7 protein-coding genes, 4 tRNA genes and 5 rRNA genes are annotated in these 18,137 nt (G+C 56.5%); 4 read left to right on the top strand and 12 right to left on the bottom strand.

Going from position 1 to position 18,137, the window contains the following annotated elements; all coding sequences use genetic code 11:
- Nucleotides 1–87: 87 nt before the first annotated feature.
- The 10 genes from ACOAPY_RS03280 to tyrS all read right to left on the bottom strand — a co-directional run bounded on the left by ACOAPY_RS03280 (nt 88) and on the right by tyrS (nt 12,309).
- Nucleotides 88–2,978: ribosomal RNA gene (locus ACOAPY_RS03280) — 23S ribosomal RNA — on the bottom strand.
- 230 nt (nt 2,979–3,208) lie between these two features.
- Nucleotides 3,209–3,284: transfer RNA gene (locus ACOAPY_RS03275), tRNA-Ala, on the bottom strand.
- Nucleotides 3,285–3,309: 25 nt separating this feature from the next.
- Nucleotides 3,310–3,386 (bottom strand) — tRNA-Ile (locus ACOAPY_RS03270).
- 91 nt (nt 3,387–3,477) lie between these two features.
- Nucleotides 3,478–5,013 (bottom strand): 16S ribosomal RNA (locus ACOAPY_RS03265).
- 365 nt (nt 5,014–5,378) lie between these two features.
- Nucleotides 5,379–5,494, bottom strand: a 5S ribosomal RNA gene (gene rrf, locus ACOAPY_RS03260).
- 137 nt (nt 5,495–5,631) lie between these two features.
- Nucleotides 5,632–8,522 (bottom strand): 23S ribosomal RNA (locus ACOAPY_RS03255).
- Between the two features lie 230 nt (nt 8,523–8,752).
- Nucleotides 8,753–8,828, bottom strand: a tRNA-Ala gene (locus ACOAPY_RS03250).
- A gap of 25 nt (nt 8,829–8,853) precedes the next feature.
- Nucleotides 8,854–8,930, bottom strand: a tRNA-Ile gene (locus ACOAPY_RS03245).
- A 91-nt stretch (nt 8,931–9,021) separates the two neighbouring features.
- Nucleotides 9,022–10,557 (bottom strand): 16S ribosomal RNA (locus tag ACOAPY_RS03240).
- Together the 16S, 23S and 5S rRNA genes with 4 tRNA genes alongside form the textbook arrangement of a ribosomal RNA operon.
- A 552-nt stretch (nt 10,558–11,109) precedes the next feature.
- Nucleotides 11,110–12,309: a tyrosine--tRNA ligase gene (tyrS, locus tag ACOAPY_RS03235; protein ID WP_465155023.1), complete on the bottom strand. Its 1,200-nt coding sequence runs from the start codon at nt 12,307–12,309 to the stop codon at nt 11,110–11,112.
- Nucleotides 12,310–12,489: 180 nt separating this feature from the next.
- On the opposite strand from tyrS, the gene ACOAPY_RS03230 reads away from it, so the two are divergent.
- Both ACOAPY_RS03230 and ACOAPY_RS03225 read left to right on the top strand, forming a co-directional pair.
- Nucleotides 12,490–13,908 carry a peptidoglycan DD-metalloendopeptidase family protein gene (locus ACOAPY_RS03230; RefSeq protein WP_465155022.1) on the top strand — a complete coding sequence of 473 codons (1,419 nt, stop codon included), beginning with the start codon at nt 12,490–12,492 and terminating at the stop codon, nt 13,906–13,908.
- 1 nt (nt 13,909) lies between these two features.
- On the top strand, nt 13,910–15,004 hold the full coding sequence (locus ACOAPY_RS03225) for an anhydro-N-acetylmuramic acid kinase (RefSeq protein WP_465155021.1): 1,095 nt from the start codon (nt 13,910–13,912) through the stop codon (nt 15,002–15,004).
- Nucleotides 15,005–15,065: 61 nt separating this feature from the next.
- Here ACOAPY_RS03225 and erpA read toward each other — a convergent pair whose 3' ends face one another.
- Entirely contained in the window at nt 15,066–15,416 is a 351-nt protein-coding gene (gene erpA, locus ACOAPY_RS03220; RefSeq protein ID WP_021702463.1) for an iron-sulfur cluster insertion protein ErpA, read from the bottom strand.
- A gap of 133 nt (nt 15,417–15,549) precedes the next feature.
- Nucleotides 15,550–16,584, bottom strand: coding sequence for an N-acetyl-gamma-glutamyl-phosphate reductase (gene argC, locus ACOAPY_RS03215; protein ID WP_465155020.1), 1,035 nt, complete (start codon nt 16,582–16,584; stop codon nt 15,550–15,552).
- 144 nt (nt 16,585–16,728) lie between these two features.
- Here argC and hemJ point away from each other — a divergent pair, with 144 nt between their 5' ends.
- Nucleotides 16,729–17,154 (top strand): protoporphyrinogen oxidase HemJ, encoded by a 426-nt coding sequence (hemJ, locus tag ACOAPY_RS03210; protein WP_061905535.1) that lies wholly within the window; start codon nt 16,729–16,731, stop codon nt 17,152–17,154.
- An 18-nt stretch (nt 17,155–17,172) separates the two neighbouring features.
- The gene (locus ACOAPY_RS03205) at nt 17,173–18,135 is read left to right on the top strand and encodes an NAD(P)H-dependent flavin oxidoreductase (RefSeq protein WP_465155019.1); all 963 of its coding nucleotides are present in this window, start codon (nt 17,173–17,175) and stop codon (nt 18,133–18,135) included.
- The last annotated feature ends 2 nt before the right edge of the window (nt 18,136–18,137 follow it).

Below are 18,137 nucleotides of genomic sequence, written 5' to 3'. Positions count from 1 at the left end.
GATCTTGGCTTTGCTGTTCTTAGCGAACTTTCGGTTCGTTTGTCGACTTCACCATCACCGACAATCTACAGATTGTTTGGGTGTTATATGGTCAAGCCTCACGGGCAATTAGTATTGGTTAGCTCAACGCCTCACAGCGCTTACACACCCAACCTATCAACGTCGTAGTCTTCGACGGCCCTTTAGGGAGCTCGAGGCTCCAGTGAGATCTCATCTTGAGGCAAGTTTCCCGCTTAGATGCTTTCAGCGGTTATCTTTTCCGAACATAGCTACCCGGCAATGCCACTGGCGTGACAACCGGAACACCAGAGGTTCGTCCAACCCGGTCCTCTCGTACTAAGGTCAGCCCCTCTCAAATCTCAAACGTCCACGGCAGATAGGGACCGAACTGTCTCACGACGTTCTAAACCCAGCTCGCGTACCACTTTAAATGGCGAACAGCCATACCCTTGGGACCGGCTTCAGCCCCAGGATGTGATGAGCCGACATCGAGGTGCCAAACACCGCCGTCGATATGAACTCTTGGGCGGTATCAGCCTGTTATCCCCGGAGTACCTTTTATCCGTTGAGCGATGGCCCTTCCATACAGAACCACCGGATCACTAAGACCTACTTTCGTACCTGCTCGACGTGTCTGTCTCGCAGTCAAGCGCGCTTTTGCCTTTATACTCTACGACCGATTTCCGACCGGTCTGAGCGCACCTTCGTACTCCTCCGTTACTCTTTGGGAGGAGACCGCCCCAGTCAAACTGCCCACCATACACTGTCCTCGATCCGGATGACGGACCAGAGTTAGAACCTCAAGCATGCCAGGGTGGTATTTCAAGGATGGCTCCACGCGAACTGGCGTCCACGCTTCAAAGCCTCCCACCTATCCTACACAAGCAGGCTCAAAGTCCAGTGCAAAGCTACAGTAAAGGTTCACGGGGTCTTTCCGTCTAGCCGCGGATACACTGCATCTTCACAGCGATTTCAATTTCACTGAGTCTCGGGTGGAGACAGCGCCGCCATCGTTACGCCATTCGTGCAGGTCGGAACTTACCCGACAAGGAATTTCGCTACCTTAGGACCGTTATAGTTACGGCCGCCGTTTACCGGGGCTTCGATCAAGAGCTTCGCTTGCGCTAACCCCATCAATTAACCTTCCGGCACCGGGCAGGCGTCACACCCTATACGTCCACTTTCGTGTTTGCAGAGTGCTGTGTTTTTAATAAACAGTCGCAGCGGCCTGGTATCTTCGACCGGCATGAGCTTACGGAGCAAGTCCTTCACCCTCACCGGCGCACCTTCTCCCGAAGTTACGGTGCCATTTTGCCTAGTTCCTTCACCCGAGTTCTCTCAAGCGCCTTGGTATTCTCTACCCAACCACCTGTGTCGGTTTGGGGTACGGTTCCTAGTTACCTGAAGCTTAGAGGCTTTTCCTGGAAGCATGGCATCAACCACTTCATGTCCAAAAGGACACTCGTCATCAGCTCTCGGCATTAAGACCCCGGATTTACCTAAGATCTCTGCCTACCACCTTAAACACGGACAACCAACGCCGTGCTGGCCTAGCCTTCTCCGTCCCCCCATCGCAGTAACTAGAAGTGCAGGAATATTAACCTGCTTCCCATCGACTACGCATTTCTGCCTCGCCTTAGGGGCCGACTAACCCTGCGTCGATTAACGTTGCGCAGGAAACCTTGGTCTTTCGGCGTGCGAGTTTTTCACTCGCATTGTCGTTACTCATGTCAGCATTCGCACTTCTGATACCTCCAGCAAGCTTCTCAACTCACCTTCACAGGCTTACAGAACGCTCCTCTACCGCATCACTTACGTGATACCCGTAGCTTCGGTGTATGGTTTGAGCCCCGTTACATCTTCCGCGCAGGCCGACTCGACTAGTGAGCTATTACGCTTTCTTTAAAGGGTGGCTGCTTCTAAGCCAACCTCCTAGCTGTCTAAGCCTTCCCACATCGTTTCCCACTTAACCATAACTTTGGGACCTTAGCTGACGGTCTGGGTTGTTTCCCTTTTCACGACGGACGTTAGCACCCGCCGTGTGTCTCCCACGCTCGGCACTTCCAGGTATTCGGAGTTTGCATCGGTTTGGTAAGTCGGGATGACCCCCTAGCCGAAACAGTGCTCTACCCCCTGGAGTGATACGTGAGGCGCTACCTAAATAGCTTTCGAGGAGAACCAGCTATCTCCGGGCTTGATTAGCCTTTCACTCCGATCCACAGGTCATCCGCTAACTTTTCAACGGTAGTCGGTTCGGTCCTCCAGTCAGTGTTACCTAACCTTCAACCTGCCCATGGATAGATCGCCCGGTTTCGGGTCTATACCCAGCGACTAAACGCCCTATTAAGACTCGCTTTCGCTACGCCTCCCCTATTCGGTTAAGCTCGCCACTGAATATAAGTCGCTGACCCATTATACAAAAGGTACGCAGTCACCCAACAAAGTGGGCTCCCACTGCTTGTACGCATACGGTTTCAGGTTCTATTTCACTCCCCTCTCCGGGGTTCTTTTCGCCTTTCCCTCACGGTACTGGTTCACTATCGGTCAGTCAGTAGTATTTAGCCTTGGAGGATGGTCCCCCCATATTCAGACAACGTTTCACGTGCGCCGTCCTACTCGATTTCACTTCTAAGATCCTTTCGCGTACAGGGCTATCACCCACTATGGCCGCACTTTCCAGAGCGTTCCGCTAAAATCAAAGAAGCTTAAGGGCTAATCCCCGTTCGCTCGCCACTACTAAGGGAATCTCGGTTGATTTCTTTTCCTCAGGGTACTTAGATGTTTCAGTTCCCCTGGTTCGCCTCTTGCACCTATGGATTCAGTACAAGATACCTAGGTTATCCTAGGTGGGTTCCCCCATTCAGAGATCTCCGGATCAAAGTCTGTTTGCCGACTCCCCGAAGCTTATCGCAGGCTACCACGTCTTTCATCGCCTCTGACTGCCAAGGCATCCACCGTATGCGCTTCTTCACTTGACCATATAACCCCAAGCAATCTGGTTATAGATTCGTAACGTGAAGACGACATTCGCCGAAAATTCGCGCTTGAACTCGCAAATTTTGCCTTGATTAACAACGTGCAGTGAAACGCGCTGTTAGTCACTTCTATCACATACCCAAATTTTTAAAGAACAGTTCTGGCGCAAAGACCAGAAATCAACATTGAACTACCAATGTTCATTTCTGAGCTTTCAGCGATCGTGAGTTGATGGTGGAGCCAAGGAGGATCGAACTCCTGACCTCCTGCGTGCAAAGCAGGCGCTCTCCCAGCTGAGCTATGGCCCCATTTGACACTGGCCATCCCGACAATTGGTGGGTCTGGGCAGATTCGAACTGCCGACCTCACCCTTATCAGGGGTGCGCTCTAACCAACTGAGCTACAGACCCAATCGTCACTCTCGGGTCTCAACCCAATCGCTTTTCGCAAGTGAATCAAGCAATTCGTGTGGGAACTTATGAAGAAGCTGAAGTCTTCGATTAAGGAGGTGATCCAGCCGCAGGTTCCCCTACGGCTACCTTGTTACGACTTCACCCCAGTCATGAATCACTCCGTGGTAACCGTCCCCCTTGCGGTTAGACTAGCTACTTCTGGAGCAACCCACTCCCATGGTGTGACGGGCGGTGTGTACAAGGCCCGGGAACGTATTCACCGTGACATTCTGATTCACGATTACTAGCGATTCCGACTTCACGCAGTCGAGTTGCAGACTGCGATCCGGACTACGATCGGTTTTATGGGATTAGCTCCACCTCGCGGCTTGGCAACCCTTTGTACCGACCATTGTAGCACGTGTGTAGCCCTGGCCGTAAGGGCCATGATGACTTGACGTCATCCCCACCTTCCTCCGGTTTGTCACCGGCAGTCTCCTTAGAGTGCCCACCCGAGGTGCTGGTAACTAAGGACAAGGGTTGCGCTCGTTACGGGACTTAACCCAACATCTCACGACACGAGCTGACGACAGCCATGCAGCACCTGTGTCTGAGTTCCCGAAGGCACCAATCCATCTCTGGAAAGTTCTCAGCATGTCAAGGCCAGGTAAGGTTCTTCGCGTTGCTTCGAATTAAACCACATGCTCCACCGCTTGTGCGGGCCCCCGTCAATTCATTTGAGTTTTAACCTTGCGGCCGTACTCCCCAGGCGGTCGACTTAATGCGTTAGCTGCGCCACTAAGATCTCAAGGATCCCAACGGCTAGTCGACATCGTTTACGGCGTGGACTACCAGGGTATCTAATCCTGTTTGCTCCCCACGCTTTCGCACCTCAGTGTCAGTATCAGTCCAGGTAGTCGCCTTCGCCACTGGTGTTCCTTCCTATATCTACGCATTTCACCGCTACACAGGAAATTCCACTACCCTCTACCGTACTCTAGCTCAGTAGTTTTGGAGGCAGTTCCCAGGTTGAGCCCGGGGATTTCACCTCCAACTTGCTGAACCACCTACGCGCGCTTTACGCCCAGTAATTCCGATTAACGCTTGCACCCTTCGTATTACCGCGGCTGCTGGCACGAAGTTAGCCGGTGCTTATTCTGTTGGTAACGTCAAAACAGCAAGGTATTAACTTACTGCTCTTCCTCCCAACTTAAAGTGCTTTACAATCCGAAGACCTTCTTCACACACGCGGCATGGCTGGATCAGGCTTTCGCCCATTGTCCAATATTCCCCACTGCTGCCTCCCGTAGGAGTCTGGACCGTGTCTCAGTTCCAGTGTGACTGATCATCCTCTCAGACCAGTTACGGATCGTCGCCTAGGTGAGCCATTACCTCACCTACTAGCTAATCCGACCTAGGCTCATCTGATAGCGCAAGGCCCGAAGGTCCCCTGCTTTCTCCCGTAGGACGTATGCGGTATTAGCGTTCCTTTCGAAACGTTGTCCCCCACTACCAGGCAGATTCCTAGGCATTACTCACCCGTCCGCCGCTGAATCATGGAGCAAGCTCCACTCATCCGCTCGACTTGCATGTGTTAGGCCTGCCGCCAGCGTTCAATCTGAGCCATGATCAAACTCTTCAGTTCAATACTGCTTGGGTTTTGAGAAAACCCTAAACTTGGCTCAGCAATCGCAAATAAACTCTCGAATTCACGAGTGTTACTTGTGTTGCTGATAATCAGTTGACTATCAGTCTTACCTCACAAGCACCCACACGAATTGCTTGATTCAGTTGTTAAAGAGCGTTTCGATTAAGTCTTTCGTCTCAACCGAGGCCGCGCATTTTACAGCAGCCTTTCAACCTGTCAAGCTGTTTTTGAAGAATTTTTCGTTTCTTCTCAACAACTTATCTCCTGCGGAATTCCTTCCTACAGCACCCTCACCAAAAAGCGAGGGCTTACATAAAAAGGAAAACCCCGCCCTGCATGCAGGACGGGGTTTCCGGATAGGAGCTTGACGATGACCTACTCTCACATGGGGAAGCCCCACACTACCATCGGCGATGCGTCGTTTCACTTCTGAGTTCGGGATGGGATCAGGTGGTTCCAACGCTCTATGGTCGTCAAGCAATTCGGTTGCTGTGTCGGTGTTAAGTCGCCACAGCGAATTGGGTATGTGATCTTGGCTTTGCGGTTCTTAGCGAACTTTCGGTTTGTTTGTCGACTTCACCATCACCGACAATCTACAGATTGTTTGGGTGTTATATGGTCAAGCCTCACGGGCAATTAGTATTGGTTAGCTCAACGCCTCACAGCGCTTACACACCCAACCTATCAACGTCGTAGTCTTCGACGGCCCTTTAGGGAGCTCAAGGCTCCAGTGAGATCTCATCTTGAGGCAAGTTTCCCGCTTAGATGCTTTCAGCGGTTATCTTTTCCGAACATAGCTACCCGGCAATGCCACTGGCGTGACAACCGGAACACCAGAGGTTCGTCCAACCCGGTCCTCTCGTACTAAGGTCAGCCCCTCTCAAATCTCAAACGTCCACGGCAGATAGGGACCGAACTGTCTCACGACGTTCTAAACCCAGCTCGCGTACCACTTTAAATGGCGAACAGCCATACCCTTGGGACCGGCTTCAGCCCCAGGATGTGATGAGCCGACATCGAGGTGCCAAACACCGCCGTCGATATGAACTCTTGGGCGGTATCAGCCTGTTATCCCCGGAGTACCTTTTATCCGTTGAGCGATGGCCCTTCCATACAGAACCACCGGATCACTAAGACCTACTTTCGTACCTGCTCGACGTGTCTGTCTCGCAGTCAAGCGCGCTTTTGCCTTTATACTCTACGACCGATTTCCGACCGGTCTGAGCGCACCTTCGTACTCCTCCGTTACTCTTTGGGAGGAGACCGCCCCAGTCAAACTGCCCACCATACACTGTCCTCGATCCGGATGACGGACCAGAGTTAGAACCTCAAGCATGCCAGGGTGGTATTTCAAGGATGGCTCCACGCGAACTGGCGTCCACGCTTCAAAGCCTCCCACCTATCCTACACAAGCAGACTCAAAGTCCAGTGCAAAGCTACAGTAAAGGTTCACGGGGTCTTTCCGTCTAGCCGCGGATACACTGCATCTTCACAGCGATTTCAATTTCACTGAGTCTCGGGTGGAGACAGCGCCGCCATCGTTACGCCATTCGTGCAGGTCGGAACTTACCCGACAAGGAATTTCGCTACCTTAGGACCGTTATAGTTACGGCCGCCGTTTACCGGGGCTTCGATCAAGAGCTTCGCTTGCGCTAACCCCATCAATTAACCTTCCGGCACCGGGCAGGCGTCACACCCTATACGTCCACTTTCGTGTTTGCAGAGTGCTGTGTTTTTAATAAACAGTCGCAGCGGCCTGGTATCTTCGACCGGCATGAGCTTACGGAGCAAGTCCTTCACCCTCACCGGCGCACCTTCTCCCGAAGTTACGGTGCCATTTTGCCTAGTTCCTTCACCCGAGTTCTCTCAAGCGCCTTGGTATTCTCTACCCAACCACCTGTGTCGGTTTGGGGTACGGTTCCTAGTTACCTGAAGCTTAGAGGCTTTTCCTGGAAGCATGGCATCAACCACTTCATGTCCAAAAGGACACTCGTCATCAGCTCTCGGCATTAAGATCCCGGATTTACCTAAGATCTCTGCCTACCACCTTAAACACGGACAACCAACGCCGTGCTGGCCTAGCCTTCTCCGTCCCCCCATCGCAGTAACTAGAAGTGCAGGAATATTAACCTGCTTCCCATCGACTACGCATTTCTGCCTCGCCTTAGGGGCCGACTAACCCTGCGTCGATTAACGTTGCGCAGGAAACCTTGGTCTTTCGGCGTGCGAGTTTTTCACTCGCATTGTCGTTACTCATGTCAGCATTCGCACTTCTGATACCTCCAGCAAGCTTCTCAACTCACCTTCACAGGCTTACAGAACGCTCCTCTACCGCATCACTTACGTGATACCCGTAGCTTCGGTGTATGGTTTGAGCCCCGTTACATCTTCCGCGCAGGCCGACTCGACTAGTGAGCTATTACGCTTTCTTTAAAGGGTGGCTGCTTCTAAGCCAACCTCCTAGCTGTCTAAGCCTTCCCACATCGTTTCCCACTTAACCATAACTTTGGGACCTTAGCTGACGGTCTGGGTTGTTTCCCTTTTCACGACGGACGTTAGCACCCGCCGTGTGTCTCCCACGCTCGGCACTTCCAGGTATTCGGAGTTTGCATCGGTTTGGTAAGTCGGGATGACCCCCTAGCCGAAACAGTGCTCTACCCCCTGGAGTGATACGTGAGGCGCTACCTAAATAGCTTTCGAGGAGAACCAGCTATCTCCGGGCTTGATTAGCCTTTCACTCCGATCCACAGGTCATCCGCTAACTTTTCAACGGTAGTCGGTTCGGTCCTCCAGTCAGTGTTACCTAACCTTCAACCTGCCCATGGATAGATCGCCCGGTTTCGGGTCTATACCCAGCGACTAGACGCCCTATTAAGACTCGCTTTCGCTACGCCTCCCCTATTCGGTTAAGCTCGCCACTGAATATAAGTCGCTGACCCATTATACAAAAGGTACGCAGTCACCTAACAAAGTAGGCTCCCACTGCTTGTACGCATACGGTTTCAGGTTCTATTTCACTCCCCTCTCCGGGGTTCTTTTCGCCTTTCCCTCACGGTACTGGTTCACTATCGGTCAGTCAGTAGTATTTAGCCTTGGAGGATGGTCCCCCCATATTCAGACAACGTTTCACGTGCGCCGTCCTACTCGATTTCACTTCTAAGATCCTTTCGCGTACAGGGCTATCACCCACTATGGCCGCACTTTCCAGAGCGTTCCGCTAAAATCAAAGAAGCTTAAGGGCTAATCCCCGTTCGCTCGCCACTACTAAGGGAATCTCGGTTGATTTCTTTTCCTCAGGGTACTTAGATGTTTCAGTTCCCCTGGTTCGCCTCTTGCACCTATGGATTCAGTACAAGATACCTAGGTTATCCTAGGTGGGTTCCCCCATTCAGAGATCTCCGGATCAAAGTCTGTTTGCCGACTCCCCGAAGCTTATCGCAGGCTACCACGTCTTTCATCGCCTCTGACTGCCAAGGCATCCACCGTATGCGCTTCTTCACTTGACCATATAACCCCAAGCAATCTGGTTATAGATTCGTAACGTGAAGACGACATTCGCCGAAAATTCGCGCTTGAACTCGCAAATTTTGCCTTGATTAACAACGTGCAGTGAAACACGCTGTTAGTCACTTCTATCACATACCCAAATTTTTAAAGAACAGTTCTGGCGCAAAGACCAGAAATCAACATTGAACTACCAATGTTCATTTCTGAGCTTTCAGCGATCGTGAGTTGATGGTGGAGCCAAGGAGGATCGAACTCCTGACCTCCTGCGTGCAAAGCAGGCGCTCTCCCAGCTGAGCTATGGCCCCATTTGACACTGGCCATCCCGACAATTGGTGGGTCTGGGCAGATTCGAACTGCCGACCTCACCCTTATCAGGGGTGCGCTCTAACCAACTGAGCTACAGACCCAATCGTCACTCTCGGGTCTCAACCCAATCGCTTTTCGCAAGTGAATCAAGCAATTCGTGTGGGAACTTATGAAGAAGCTGAAGTCTTCGATTAAGGAGGTGATCCAGCCGCAGGTTCCCCTACGGCTACCTTGTTACGACTTCACCCCAGTCATGAATCACTCCGTGGTAACCGTCCCCCTTGCGGTTAGACTAGCTACTTCTGGAGCAACCCACTCCCATGGTGTGACGGGCGGTGTGTACAAGGCCCGGGAACGTATTCACCGTGACATTCTGATTCACGATTACTAGCGATTCCGACTTCACGCAGTCGAGTTGCAGACTGCGATCCGGACTACGATCGGTTTTATGGGATTAGCTCCACCTCGCGGCTTGGCAACCCTTTGTACCGACCATTGTAGCACGTGTGTAGCCCTGGCCGTAAGGGCCATGATGACTTGACGTCATCCCCACCTTCCTCCGGTTTGTCACCGGCAGTCTCCTTAGAGTGCCCACCCGAGGTGCTGGTAACTAAGGACAAGGGTTGCGCTCGTTACGGGACTTAACCCAACATCTCACGACACGAGCTGACGACAGCCATGCAGCACCTGTGTCTGAGTTCCCGAAGGCACCAATCCATCTCTGGAAAGTTCTCAGCATGTCAAGGCCAGGTAAGGTTCTTCGCGTTGCTTCGAATTAAACCACATGCTCCACCGCTTGTGCGGGCCCCCGTCAATTCATTTGAGTTTTAACCTTGCGGCCGTACTCCCCAGGCGGTCGACTTAATGCGTTAGCTGCGCCACTAAGATCTCAAGGATCCCAACGGCTAGTCGACATCGTTTACGGCGTGGACTACCAGGGTATCTAATCCTGTTTGCTCCCCACGCTTTCGCACCTCAGTGTCAGTATCAGTCCAGGTAGTCGCCTTCGCCACTGGTGTTCCTTCCTATATCTACGCATTTCACCGCTACACAGGAAATTCCACTACCCTCTACCGTACTCTAGCTCAGTAGTTTTGGAGGCAGTTCCCAGGTTGAGCCCGGGGATTTCACCTCCAACTTGCTGAACCACCTACGCGCGCTTTACGCCCAGTAATTCCGATTAACGCTTGCACCCTTCGTATTACCGCGGCTGCTGGCACGAAGTTAGCCGGTGCTTATTCTGTTGGTAACGTCAAAACAGCAAGGTATTAACTTACTGCTCTTCCTCCCAACTTAAAGTGCTTTACAATCCGAAGACCTTCTTCACACACGCGGCATGGCTGGATCAGGCTTTCGCCCATTGTCCAATATTCCCCACTGCTGCCTCCCGTAGGAGTCTGGACCGTGTCTCAGTTCCAGTGTGACTGATCATCCTCTCAGACCAGTTACGGATCGTCGCCTAGGTGAGCCATTACCTCACCTACTAGCTAATCCGACCTAGGCTCATCTGATAGCGCAAGGCCCGAAGGTCCCCTGCTTTCTCCCGTAGGACGTATGCGGTATTAGCGTTCCTTTCGAAACGTTGTCCCCCACTACCAGGCAGATTCCTAGGCATTACTCACCCGTCCGCCGCTGAATCATGGAGCAAGCTCCACTCATCCGCTCGACTTGCATGTGTTAGGCCTGCCGCCAGCGTTCAATCTGAGCCATGATCAAACTCTTCAGTTCAATACTGCTTGGGTTTTGAGAAAACCCTAAACTTGGCTCAGCAATCGCAAATAAACTCTCGAATTCACGAGTGTTACTTGTGTTGCTGATAATCAGTTGACTATCAGTCTTACCTCACAAGCACCCACACGAATTGCTTGATTCAGTTGTTAAAGAGCGTTTCGATTAAGTCTTTCGTCTCAACCGAGGCCGCGCATTTTACAGCAGCCTTTCAACCTGTCAAGCTGTTTTTGAAGAATTTTTCGTTTCTTCTCAACCGCTTGCGCTTCCAACATCGCTTCCGATCTCATCAGCGGGAGGCGAATTCTACAGCGTTCAAAACCGCTGTCAACCACCTCCTTTCTAGCGCTTTCGACTCCGAAGAATCGAAGCACCGACAGAGCCAAACCACCACCCTGTCAGCCCGGCGCATTCTAACTGAATCCGCCGCCGATGCAATCTTTTATTTCGTACAACTCTTTGATTTTCAAGGAGTTTTCCGAGAGGACTGCACCGGAAGAGGCGCGCATTATAAGGACCCTGAACGGGCCGTCAAGCCCGTTCCTCGGACTTTTACTCAGCCTTGAGGCTGATGCGCGCGAAAGCCTTCTTGCCCGCCTGGCAGACATGCGCGGAGCCCAGCTTGAAGATGAAAGCGCGGTCGACCACCTCGCCATCGACCTTCACGCTACCCGCATTGAGCAGATCACGAGCCGCCGCAGCGTTCTTCACCAGGCCTGCCTTATTAAGGACGGACGAGATCGGCATATCTTCGGCAGAAAGCAGCTCCACTTCCGGAAGGTCGTCAGGCAGCTCGCCATCCTTGAGGCGATTGCCCGCCGAGCGATGCGCATTTGCGGCAGCCTCTTCACCGTGGAAGCGCGCCACGATCTCCTCAGCCAGCTTGATCTTGATATCGCGAGGATTGGCGCCAGCAGCCACGTCCTGCTTGAACTGCTCGATCTCCTCCATGGAGCGGAAGCTCAGCAGTTCGAAGTAACGCCACATCAGCGCATCCGGCATGGAGACCAGCTTGTTGTACATCACGCCTGGCGCTTCCTGGATGCCCACATAGTTACCCAACGACTTGGACATCTTCTTCACGCCATCCAGCCCCTCAAGCAGCGGCATGGTGACGATGCATTGCGACGACTGACCATAGGCACGCTGCAGTTCGCGCCCCATCAGCAGATTGAACTTCTGGTCGGTACCGCCCAGCTCGACATCAGCCCGCAGCGCTACCGAGTCATAGCCCTGCACCAAGGGATAGAGGAACTCATGAATGGCGATCGGCTGATTGCCTTCATAACGCTTCTGGAAATCATCGCGCTCGAGCATGCGCGCCACGGTGTACTGAGAAGCCAGACGAATGAAGTCGGCCGGCGTCAGCTGATCCATCCAGGCGGAGTTGAACGCCACCTCGGTCTTGGCCGGATCGAGAATCTTGAACACCTGCGCCTTGTAGGTCTCCGCGTTGTCCAGCACCTGCTCACGGGTCAGTGGAGGGCGAGTCGCGCTCTTGCCACTGGGATCACCGATCATCCCGGTGAAATCGCCGATCAGGAAGACCACCTGATGGCCCAGCTCCTGGAACTGGCGCAGCTTATTAATAAGCACGGTATGCCCCAGGTGCAGGTCGGGCGCCGTCGGATCGAAACCAGCCTTGATACGCAGCGGCTCGCCGCGCTTGAGCTTCTCTACCAGTTCAGACTCAACCAGAACCTCTTCCGCACCGCGCTTGATCAGCGCCAGCTGCTCTTCAACCGACTTCATGACAGAACTCACGCTACCCACAGACCAAAAGGGAACCAACCATACAAGATCACTGACCAATTACAAGCTTTGCCCCCAGGGCCGGCCACTCGGCCGATAGGTCAGCCACAGGGTTGCCTATAGGGAATTTTGATTATATTTTAGACAGTTAATGCATTCTTCCAAGAAACACCCTTAGCCATGACGCATTCTGTACCCAAAGCCCCGCCCTACCCGAGGAGCCACCTGCTGGCAGCCAGCGGCGTAGCGGCGCTGCTGAGCCTGGCCCTGCTGGTGTTCCCCTCCCGCGAAGTCGAGGCGAAGAAGACCTACCTGAGCCTGGAGCTAGACAACGGCTCCGAGCAGATCGTCCAGGAAAAGGACGATCTCCGACCCGGCCAGACCGCCGGGGATGGAGGCGCATCGCCTTTTGCCGATGCCGGCCTCAGCGACAACAAGAACAGCGCCCAAGCAGACGCGGATAAGAACAACCAAGCCAGTCTTCCTACCGATCCGCTACAGAAAAGCGTCACTGTTGCCAGTGGCGACACACTGTCGACCGTATTCTCGCGGGTCGGTCTGGATGCCAATGCGCTGCACGAAGCCATTGGCAGCAGCAAGGAAGCCAAGCGCTTCGGTCGCCTGCATGTTGGCCAGGTACTGGAATTCAAGCTGACTCCCGACGGCAAACTGGAACGCCTGGGCAGCAAGCTGAGCGACCTCGAAAGCATCTCCCTGACGCGCAGCGACAAAGGCTTCTCCTTCAAGCGCGAGCTGGTCAAGCCGGACGTACGCACCACCTACGCCCACGGCGTGATCAACAGCTCGCTGTTCCTCTCCGCCAAGCGTGCCGGTCTGTCGCACAGCCTGACCATGGATCTGGCCAACGTGTTCGGCTACGACATCGACTTCGCCCAGGACATCCGTGAGGGCGACGAGTTCGAGCTCATCTATGAGGAGCATGTGGTCGGCAACAAGAAGGTTGGGAGCGGCAACATCCTTTCAGCGCGCTTCACCAACCGCGGCAAGACCTATACCGCAGTTCGCTACACCAGCAAACAGGGCGTGACCAGCTACTACAACGCTGACGGCATGAGCATGCGCAAGGCGTTCATCCGCACTCCGGTAGACTTCGCCCGCATCAGCTCGAAGTTCTCCATGGGCCGTCGCCACCCGATTCTGAACAAGATCCGCGCACACAAGGGCGTCGATTATGCGGCGCCGCGCGGCACGCCAATCAAGGCTGCCGGCGACGGACGCGTCATGCTGGCTGGACGGCGCGGCGGCTACGGCAATACCGTGATCATTCAGCACGGCAATACCTATCGCACGCTCTACGGACACATGCAGGGCTTTGCCAAGGGCATCCGCAACGGCGTGAGCGTGAAACAGGGCCAGATCATCGGCTATATCGGCACCACAGGCCTGTCCACCGGGCCGCACCTGCACTACGAGTTTCAGGTCAACGGCCGTCACGTCGACCCGCTCAGCCAGAAGCTGCCGATGGCCGACCCCATCGCTCGCAACGAGAAGCAGCGTTTCCTGCAGCAGAGCAAGCCGCTGATGGCCCGCATGGATCAGGAAAAGGCCACTCTGCTGGCCGCCAACAAGCAGCCCTGATATGCCGCGCTACCTGGGGGTGATGTCCGGTACCAGCCTAGACGGGCTGGACATCGCCCTGATCCAACAAGACACCCACCCCATCCTTCTCGCTCACCATTACCTGCCAATGCCCGACGCCTTGCGCGCCGAGCTGCTGGCACTGTGCGCCTCCGGCCCCGATGAGCTGGCCCGCGCCGCCCTTGCCGAGCAGCGCTGGGTAGAGCTGGCAGCCTCTGGCATCGATGCACTACTGCAACGCGAGGGCCTGGGCGCAACCGATATCCGCGCCATCGGTAGCCACGGCCAGACCGTGCGGCACGAGCCGGCGCGTGGCTTCACGGTGCAGATCGGCAATCCTGCCCTGCTGGCCGAGCTGACCGGTATCGATGTGGTCGCCGACTTCCGCCGCCGTGACGTAGCGGCTGGGGGCCAGGGCGCTCCCCTGGTACCCGCCTTCCACGAGGCGCTGTTCGATAATCAGGACAGCCCCTGCGCCGTGCTCAATGTCGGCGGTTTCAGCAACCTCAGCCTGATTGAAACGGCACAACCGGTACGCGGCTTCGACTGTGGCCCAGGCAACGTGCTGCTGGATGCCTGGATCAACAGGCACCAGGGCGAGAGCTTCGACCGCGATGGTGCCTGGGCCGCCAGCGGTACATTGAGCGAGACGTTGCTGCACCGGTTGCTGAGCGACCCCTACTTTGCCGGCCAGGGCCCGAAGAGCACTGGCCGCGAGCTGTTCAACCTGCCCTGGCTGGAAAGCCATCTGGGCGAAATCCCGGCGCTGCCTGCAGCCGACGTACAACGCACCCTCCTGGAGCTGACCGCACGCAGCATCGTCGACTCGTTGCAGCGGGCCCAGAGCTACACCACCGAACTGCTAGTCTGCGGTGGTGGCGCCCATAACCTGACGCTCATGCAGCGCCTGCAAGAGCTGCTGCCGGCCTGCCAGGTGGCCAGCACCAGCGCGCGCGGCGTACCACCGGACTGGGTCGAAGCCATGGCCTTCGCCTGGCTGGCACACTGCTGCCTGGAGCGAGTCCCCGCCAACCGCCCCAGCGTGACCGGCGCCAGGGGGCTGCGTGTCTTGGGTGCCATCTACCCCGCCGCTTGACGGAGCCCAGCCGGAAACGAAAAAGCCGCGCATCAGCGCGGCTTTTTCATGACCAGCAGGCTCAGATCGAGAAGGACGACCCGCAGCCACAGGTGGTAGTGGCATTGGGGTTGTTGATGACGAAACGGGAGCCTTCCAGGCCTTCCTGGTAGTCCACCTCGGCACCCGCCAGGTACTGGAAGCTCATCGGATCGACCACCAGGCTGACACCCTCGCGCTCGACGATGGTGTCGTCGTCTGCAACATCCTCATCGAAGGTGAAACCATACTGAAAGCCCGAGCAGCCACCGCCGGTGACGAACACGCGCAGCTTCAGGCGCGGATTGCCCTCTTCATCGACCAGGCTCTTCACCTTGTTCGCCGCGCCCTGGGTGAAGATCAGGGGGGTTGGAGTGAAGGTCTCGACGCTCATCTTGCTGCTCTCCCGGCGCCAGGCGCCAACTTACATACCACACGGGTGACGATTATCCGCTTACCCGAGCAAATCGGTCAATTATTCCGCGCCAAGGTTGGCGAGGAGCCTGCTCACGCAGGCTCCGCATGGGTCAGGGCAGCAGTGCCGCGTGGGCCAGGCCCAGGCGCTCATCCAGGTCAAAGAGGATGTTCATGTTCTGCACCGCCTGGCCGGAGGCGCCCTTGACCAGGTTGTCGATGGCCGACAGCACCACCACCAGCTCGCCGCCCTGCGGACGGTGTACGGCGATGCGGCAGACGTTGGCGCCACGCACACTGCGGGTTTCCGGATGGCTTCCGGCCGGCATCACATCAACGAAGGGCTCGTTGGCGTAGCGCTGCTCGAACAGCGCCTGCAGGTCCACGCCACGATCGGCGACAGTGGCGTACAGGGTCGCGTGGATGCCGCGGATCATCGGCGCCAGGTGCGGCACGAAGGTCAGGCCGACCGGGCCGTTGGCAGCGCGGCGCAGCCCCTGGCTGATCTCCGGCAGGTGGCGGTGACCCTTCACCGAGTAGGCCATCATGCTCTCGCTGGCCTCGCACAGCAGCGAACCGACCTTGGCGCCACGGCCCGCGCCGCTGACGCCGGAGGCGCAGTTGGCGATCAGGCGACTCGGGTCGGCCAGACCGGCTTCGAGCAGCGGGATCAGGCCGAGCTGAGTCGCCGTCGGGTAGCAACCCGGTACGGCGATCAGGCGTGCGCCCTTGATCGCCTCGCGATTGACTTCCGGCAGGCCGTAGACCGCTTCCGGCAACAGATCCGGGGCGCCGTGCGGCTGGCCGTACCACTTGGCCCACTCCTGCGCATCCTGCAGGCGGAAGTCGGCCGACAGGTCGATGACCTTGGTACCGGCCGCCAGCAGTTCACCGGCCAGGGCATGGGCCACGCCATGCGGTGTGGCGAAGAACACCACATCACAGGCCCCCAGAGTGGCCGCATCCGGCACGCTGAACGCCAGATTGTCGTAGTGGCCACGCAGATTGGGGTACATGTCGGCGACCTTGACCCCGGCCTCGGAGCGCGAGGTAATCACCGCCACCTCGGCCTGCGGGTGCTGAGCCAGCAGGCGCAGCAGCTCCACTCCGGTGTAACCCGTGCCGCCGACGATTCCGACCTTGACCATTGCATACCCCCGCTGCGAGACCGTTGAGAAAGGCTGCGATGATAAGGCCCGTGGCCGCGCCGGCCAACCTCGAACGGCGAGAGGATGACGCGCAGGCGCAGCTTTCACTACTATCGCAGGCAACTCTTCAGCTGGATGCCGTCAATGCTCTATCTCTGGATCAAGGCCCTGCACATCATCGCCATCGTCTGCTGGTTCGCCGGCCTGTTCTATCTGCCGCGCCTATTCGTCTACCACGCCATGGCCGAGGACCAGACCAGCCGCGAACGCTTCTGCGTGATGGAGCGCAAGCTGTACCGCGGCATCATGAATCCCTCGATGATCGCCACCCTGGTCTTCGGTGCCTGGCTGCTCTACCTCAATCCGGCCTGGCTGAAGATGGGCTGGCTGCACGCCAAGCTGTTGCTGGTGGTTCTGCTGGTCGGCTACCACCACGTCTGCGGCGCCCAGCTCAAGCGCTTCGCGCGCGGCGAGAACGCCCGCGGCCATGTGTTCTACCGCTGGTTCAACGAGGTACCGGTACTGTTCCTGCTGGGCATCGTGATCCTCGTGGTGGTCAAACCCTTCTGATAACAAGAGGAAAGTCCCATGTCCCTGCCCGCCCTGCTCGACCAGCGCCTGCGCCTGCCCGTGGTGGCTGCGCCGATGTTCCTGGTGTCCACCCCGCAACTGGTGCTGGCCTGCTGCCACAGCGGCGTGCTGGGCAGCTTTCCCGCCCTCAACCAGCGCGAGAGCAGTGGTTTCAAGGCCTGGCTGGAAGAAATCGAGGCCGGTCTCAAGGCCGATTCCGCGCCCTATGCGGTCAACCTCATCGTACATGGCAGCAATCCGCGCCTGCAGGCCGACCTGGCCATCTGCGTCGAACATAGGGTGCCGGTGGTGATCACCAGCCTGGGCGCGGTGAAGGAAGTGGTGGACGCGGTGCACAGCTACGGCGGCCTGGTGTTCCACGACGTCACTACCCGCCGTCATGCCGAGAAGGCCGCCGAGGCCGGGGTCGACGGACTGATTGCGGTAGCCGCCGGCGCCGGCGGGCATGCCGGTACCTGGAGCCCGTTCGCCCTGATCGCCGAGATCCGCCAGTTCTTCGACAAGACGCTGCTGCTCTCCGGCTGCCTCAATCATGGCCATGAGGTGCTGACCGCGCAGCTGCTCGGCGCCGACCTGGCCTACATGGGTACCCGTTTCATCGCCACCCGCGAGAGCAACGCCGACGCCGAGTACAAGCAGATGATCCTCGACGCCCGCGCCGCGGATATCGTGCACACCCCAGCGGTGTCCGGCGTACCGGCCAGCTTCATGCGCCAGAGCCTGGAGAAGGCTGGCTACGACCTGGCACGCCTGCAGGACAAGGGAGACGTCAACTACGGCGAGAAGCTCAAACCGATCAGCGACGAGGCCAAGGCCTGGAAAACCGTATGGTCGGCTGGCCAGGGTGTCGGCGGCATCGCCGATGTACCCTCGGTAGCCGAGCTGGTGGCGCGCCTGGATGCCGAGTACCGCGCAGCCCGGGAACGCTCCACGCAGCTCGGCCAGCATTGGCCGCGCTGAGC

Source organism: Pseudomonas stagnisoli (assembly GCF_048595745.1).
Classification (GTDB): domain Bacteria; phylum Pseudomonadota; class Gammaproteobacteria; order Pseudomonadales; family Pseudomonadaceae; genus Aquipseudomonas; species Aquipseudomonas alcaligenes_A.
The sequence above is the reverse complement of the archived record's forward strand: the minus strand, read 5'-3'. Positions and strand labels throughout refer to the sequence as shown.

What these genes read in the sequence shown, in the direction of transcription:
- ACOAPY_RS03225 (WP_465155021.1), top strand. Translation starts at nt 13,910, where the DNA reads ATGCCGCGCTACCTGGGGGTGATGTCCGGTACCAGCCTAGACGGGCTG.
- hemJ (WP_061905535.1), top strand. Translation starts at nt 16,729, where the DNA reads ATGCTCTATCTCTGGATCAAGGCCCTGCACATCATCGCCATCGTCTGC.
- tyrS (WP_465155023.1), bottom strand. Translation starts at nt 12,309, where the DNA reads ATGAAGTCGGTTGAAGAGCAGCTGGCGCTGATCAAGCGCGGTGCGGAA.
- ACOAPY_RS03230 (WP_465155022.1), top strand. Translation starts at nt 12,490, where the DNA reads ATGACGCATTCTGTACCCAAAGCCCCGCCCTACCCGAGGAGCCACCTG.
- argC (WP_465155020.1), bottom strand. Translation starts at nt 16,584, where the DNA reads ATGGTCAAGGTCGGAATCGTCGGCGGCACGGGTTACACCGGAGTGGAG.
- ACOAPY_RS03205 (WP_465155019.1), top strand. Translation starts at nt 17,173, where the DNA reads ATGTCCCTGCCCGCCCTGCTCGACCAGCGCCTGCGCCTGCCCGTGGTG.
- erpA (WP_021702463.1), bottom strand. Translation starts at nt 15,416, where the DNA reads ATGAGCGTCGAGACCTTCACTCCAACCCCCCTGATCTTCACCCAGGGC.